1 pseudogene is annotated in these 302 nt (G+C 33.8%); it reads right to left on the bottom strand.

Features of this window, described 5'->3' with window-relative positions:
* Positions 1 to 302 (bottom strand): annotated as a pseudogene (locus C1G53_RS11085) (type I restriction endonuclease); the annotation flags it as partial.

Here is a 302-nt window from a genome sequence, read left to right as displayed (position 1 = left end):
AGTTAGAAATAGGTATCAATAATCCTGAAATACTAGTACTATTTAACGTTTTTCCTTTTATAGCATCCTTTGAATTACCAGTGGTTGAGATTAGGGGCAAAAATCGCATCAGATAGTCTCTTATGATATTTTCTTTATCTCCGTACGGAAATATTGAGATTATCGCTTCATTATGGCTAGCAGGGACCTCTAATGCTACTTTACCAATAGTTAACTTAAAACTCATCAACAAGGTGCCTGCCGAAGCTATCTTTACCTTCTTCTGATTAATAGCAAAATCTGATAGATATTCTTTTGTTTTG

The organism is Streptococcus suis (assembly GCF_002960445.1).
GTDB lineage: Bacteria > Bacillota > Bacilli > Lactobacillales > Streptococcaceae > Streptococcus > Streptococcus hyiners.
Note: the sequence above shows the minus strand (reverse complement) of the source record. Positions and strands in the feature narration are given on the sequence as shown.